Raw genomic sequence first — 4,523 nt, 5'->3', positions numbered from 1 at the left:
GCGCCGACGAGACCAGCAGTGGGGCGACCGGGCGGCAGGCACTCGACGGGTTCCTCGGCCGGCTGGCCGAGGGCCGCCGCGACAAGGGGAGCGAGACCTCGGCCTGGCCCTTCGCCACCCATCCCGCCCTCGCCCGCAGGAGGGCGACGCTGGTCCGTCCCGAGCTCGCCGACGAGTTCACCGGCTGGGAAGCCGCCCTGATCGGCTGCATCCTCGCCTCCGCCGTGAACCTCGTACTGGAGCACAGCTTCGACATCACGCTGTTCGGGCTCCGCCACGGCTTCCTCGAACTGGCCGACCTGCACACGCTCCGGCCGGTGTACGTCTGGGCCACGCTGCCGCTGCTCCTCGTGGCCGGAGCCCTCATCGGCCTGGGCATGCGGTACTCGGTCCTCGCCTGGGGCGGCCTGCGCTGCGGAAGCCGCCGCCTGGCCACCCGACTGGCCGGACTGGCGGCCTGCCTCTGGGCCGGACTGGGTCTGGGCTTCCTGCTCCATCCCGGACCGATCACCGACGAGTACGCCACGGACGGGAAGCCCGTCATGCTGTGGCAGGCGCTCACCGATTCGGCGCTCCTCGGCCTGGCGTTGACCTCCGCCGCGTCCCTCGGCCTCTGCACGCTCCTGGTCCTCGGCACCGAGGCGTTGGCGCTGCGCCGGCGGCCCGCCCTGCTCCTGACCGGCGTGCACGGGGCGCTCGTCCCTCTCGCCTGGTTCCCCACGGCGCTTCCGGCGGCCACCGCTCCGTACCGCTACGCGGTGGTCCTCGGCCTTCCGCTCCTCGGCGCCGTGTGCCTGCTCCTCTCCCGGCGCTCCCGCTCCCGGCCGCTCCGCGGCCCACGGCCCCCGGCGCGCGCCGCCCACGGACCCGGCACCGTGACCGCCGCGTCCTCTCCCATGCGGCCCTCGCTGCTCGTCCTGTGCCATCTGACGACCCTCGGGGTGACGGCCTGGGCCCTCGTCGTCACGGGCCGGTTCCTCACCTTCTCCACGTCGCCCACGCCGCTGGCCCTGGCCGGGTCGACGGGGCTGGCGCTGTTCGTTCTGGGCATGGCCGGAGCCGCCCTCGCGCCGCACGACACCGTGTTCCGACAGCGCGTGCACGTCGCCATGTGCTGCTTCATCGGCACCGCGGCGCTGACAGCGGTGGTCGGTCTCGCGGACGGCACGATCGCACCCGGGCTGTGGTTGGCCCCCTTCGCCGTGACCGCCGGGATACTCGTGTCCTTCCGGGTCACGGCGGCCGCGCTCTACGACCTGCGGCACCGCAAGTCCGTGCTGTCACCCGCCTCCTCCGACCCTCCGCCCTCGGCACCGCCGGCACCGGAGGCACCGGAGGCACCGGAGGATCCACGGCCATCGGCGGGTGGCAGGCACAGGGCGCCCCGATCATCCGGCCTGTTCCGGCGCTCCTACCACGGGGCGCACGAGTCCAGGCGTCCGGACGGTGAGCGAGGCGGGCGCGGCGACACCTCGCGTACGGACCCTCGGTGACAGGGCGGCTCAGCACCGCATCACGGCTGAGCCGCCCTCCCTACGGCTAGCGGTCGGCCAGGACCGCCTCGGCCACCGACCGCGGTACGGCCGCGGGCACGGCCGGACGGGTGGTGAAGGTGCCCCGGCCCCGGGTCCGGCCGCGGAGCCCGGACGCGTACCCGAACAGTTCGGCCAGGGGAACGGCCGCCGTGACCACCGCGGTACCGGCCTGGGACGTGGAGCCCGCGACCCGCCCCCGGCGGGCGGCGAGATCGCCGAGCACCCCGCCGACCGCGTCCTCGGGAACGGTGACCGTGACCTCCACGACCGGCTCCAGGAGCTCCATCACGCTGGCCCGCAGCGCCTCGCGCAGCGCGAACCGGCCCGCCGCCCGGAACGCCATCTCAGAGGAGTCCTTGGAGTGGGTCGCGCCGTCGGTGAGCGTGACCAGCAGCCCGGTCACCGGGTAACCGCCCAGCGGGCCCTCGGCGAGGGCGTCCCGGCAGCCGGCCTCCACGGCGCGCACGTACTCCTGGGGCACACGGCCGCCGACGACCGTGGACCTGAACTCCATGCCCGCCTCCTTCCTCGGTTCCACATCCACCACGACGTGCGCGAACTGGCCCGCGCCGCCGTCCTGTTTGACGTGCCGGTACACCAGGCCCGTCACGCCGCGCACCACGGTCTCCCGGTAGGAGACCTGCGGCCGTCCGACGGTGACGTCGAGCCCGTGGTCGCGGCGGATCTTCTCCACCGCGACCTCCAGATGGAGTTCGCCCATCCCGGACAGAACGGTCTGGCCGGTCTCCGGATCGGACCGCACCACCAGGGAGGGGTCCTCGACGGCGAGCCGCGCCAGTGCCGACGAGAGCCGGCCGACGTCGGTACTGCGCCGGGCCTCCACCGCCACCGTCACCACCGGCTCGGCCACCAGGGGCGGTTCGAGCACCACGGGTGCCGTCGGCGCGCACAGGGTCGCCCCGGCGCGTACGTTCTTCAGCCCGACCACGGCGACGATGTCACCGGCCGTCACCTCCTCCATCTCCTCGTGCCGGTCGGCCTGTACGCGCAGGATCCGGCCGATCCGCTCGGTCCGGCCCGCGCCGGCGTCGAGTACCGTCTCCCCCTTGCGTGCCGTGCCCGCGTACACGCGCAGGTACGTGAGCCGCCCGGTCGCCGTCGCCGCCACCTTGAACGCCAGGGCCGTGAAGGGCTCCGCCGGGTCCGGGCCGCGCTCCAGCTCCGTGCCGTCGGCCGTCCCGTCGAGCGTGCCGCGTACGGCCGGTACGTCGGCGGGCGAGGGCAGGTACGCCAGGACCGCGTCGAGCAGCGGTTCGACGCCCCGGTTGCGGTAGGCCGAGCCGCACAGCACCACGACGCCGTCACCGCTCAGGGTCAGGTCGCGCAGTGCGCCGGCCAGGGTCCGCTCGGTCAGGGCCGCCGTCGCGCAGAACTCCTCCAGCGCGGCCGGGTGGAGTTCGGCCACCGTCTCCTCCAACGTCCGGCGCCGGCGCCCGGCTTCCTCCCGTAGCTGCTCCGGAACCGGTCCGGTCTCGCACGTATCGGACCCGGTGTGCCAGACCAGCGCGCGCATCCCCAGGAGGTCGACCACGCCGGTGAACTCGTCCTCCCGCCCGATGGGCAGTTGGACCACCAGCGGGACGGTGCTCAGCCGTTCCCGGATCGACGCGACCGCCGTGTCCAGGTCCGCGCCCGCCCGGTCCAGCTTGTTGACGAACGCGATCCGCGGCACACCGTGCCGGTCCGCCTGCCGCCACACCGATTCGCTCTGCGGCTCGACGCCCGCGACGGCGTCGAACACGGCTACCGCGCCGTCGAGCACGCGCAGCGAACGCTCCACCTCGTCGGAGAAGTCGACGTGGCCGGGTGTGTCGATCAGGTTGAGCCGGTGACCGCGCCAGCCACAGCTCACGGCCGCGGCGAAGATGGTGATGCCGCGGTCGCGTTCCTGGGAGTCGAAGTCGGTGACGGTGGTGCCCTCGTGGACCTCGCCGCGCTTGTGGACGGTGCCCGTGGCGAACAGGATCCGCTCGGTGATCGTGGTCTTGCCCGCGTCGACGTGCGCGAGGATGCCCAGGTTGCGGGTGGTGGAGAGGGAAGCGGTGGTGAAGGTTCGCCGGTCGGTGCGCATGGCCCGATGCCTTTCGCGTGTTCAGGGGTGGGGCAGCGCGATTCCCGGACACGGAGAGCTCGGGCCGTCGGTCCTGACGGCCGGCGGGCCCCGGTTCGGGGCCGGCCGCATACGCCCGCGCCGTGCGCCGCGTCCGAGCACGGCCGTGCGCCGGCCCGTTGGGGCCGGGCGGTGGACGTGCGGAGGCGGCGCGAGGAGCGGGGCGGAACCCGGAGGTCAGACGTGCGTCACGGGCATACGGTGGCGGCCGCGCAGCCGGCACCGCGCGTTCCCGGACACCGGGATCACGTCGTACCGCGAAGGGAGAACGAAGGCGACGGCTCGATGACGGCACATGGCCCGGTTCTCCTCACTCAACTCGGCGGCGAACGCGCCGTCTTGCACGGCGGCGCGTGAGGCGACTGTAGCCTTCCCGGTCGTCCGGGGCACCGGGTTTTCCTTCAGTACCGGCTCCATGTGGGGCCGGCCGTAGTAGCGGGCGAACGGTTCCAGGTAGCTGGGCTCCGGCGGATGGTGCCCGCGGGAAGGAGCACGCGCTGGCCGAAGATCCAGGCCCCGGTGTCCACGACGAGGCAGGACGCGGCCGCGCCCTCGGAATGCTTGTCGGTCCTTCCGATGTGGCCGTCCGTCGCCTCGACCTTCTAGCCGATCAGGTCGATCCCCGGCTGATGCCCACCCCCACGCGGTGAAACCTTTGTACATACGTCCAGGATTTCGCGTAATTATTGACGTATGTCGCATGGGTGCCGACCATGCTGCTAGAGGAGCAGCCCCAGGAAACACACGGGGAGGCAGACATGGCCGGGATCGCGTACGAAGACCGCCTCGACACCGGCACGGCCGAGGGCCTCGAGATCACGGTGACCCCGGGACGAACATCCCGAACGGTCCATGTC

At 73.1% G+C, this 4,523-nt stretch carries 1 protein-coding gene and 2 pseudogenes; 1 reads left to right on the top strand and 2 read right to left on the bottom strand.

All coding sequences use genetic code 11. The features are described 5' to 3' along the window. Positions 1-1,493 (top strand): annotated as a pseudogene (locus ACWGDE_RS36465) (hypothetical protein); the annotation flags it as partial. A gap of 46 nt (positions 1,494-1,539) precedes the next feature. Here ACWGDE_RS36465 and fusA read toward each other — a convergent pair. Both fusA and ACWGDE_RS36455 read right to left on the bottom strand, forming a co-directional pair. Next, the gene (fusA, locus tag ACWGDE_RS36460) at positions 1,540-3,627 is read right to left on the bottom strand and encodes an elongation factor G (RefSeq protein WP_453393372.1); all 2,088 of its coding nucleotides are present in this window, start codon (positions 3,625-3,627) and stop codon (positions 1,540-1,542) included. Positions 3,628-4,130: 503 nt separating this feature from the next. Next, positions 4,131-4,337 (bottom strand): annotated as a pseudogene (locus ACWGDE_RS36455) (hypothetical protein); the annotation flags it as partial. Positions 4,338-4,523 lie beyond the last annotated feature (186 nt).

The organism is Streptomyces sp. NPDC054956 (assembly GCF_053609185.1).
The sequence above is the reverse complement of the archived record's forward strand: the minus strand, read 5'-3'. Positions and strand labels throughout refer to the sequence as shown.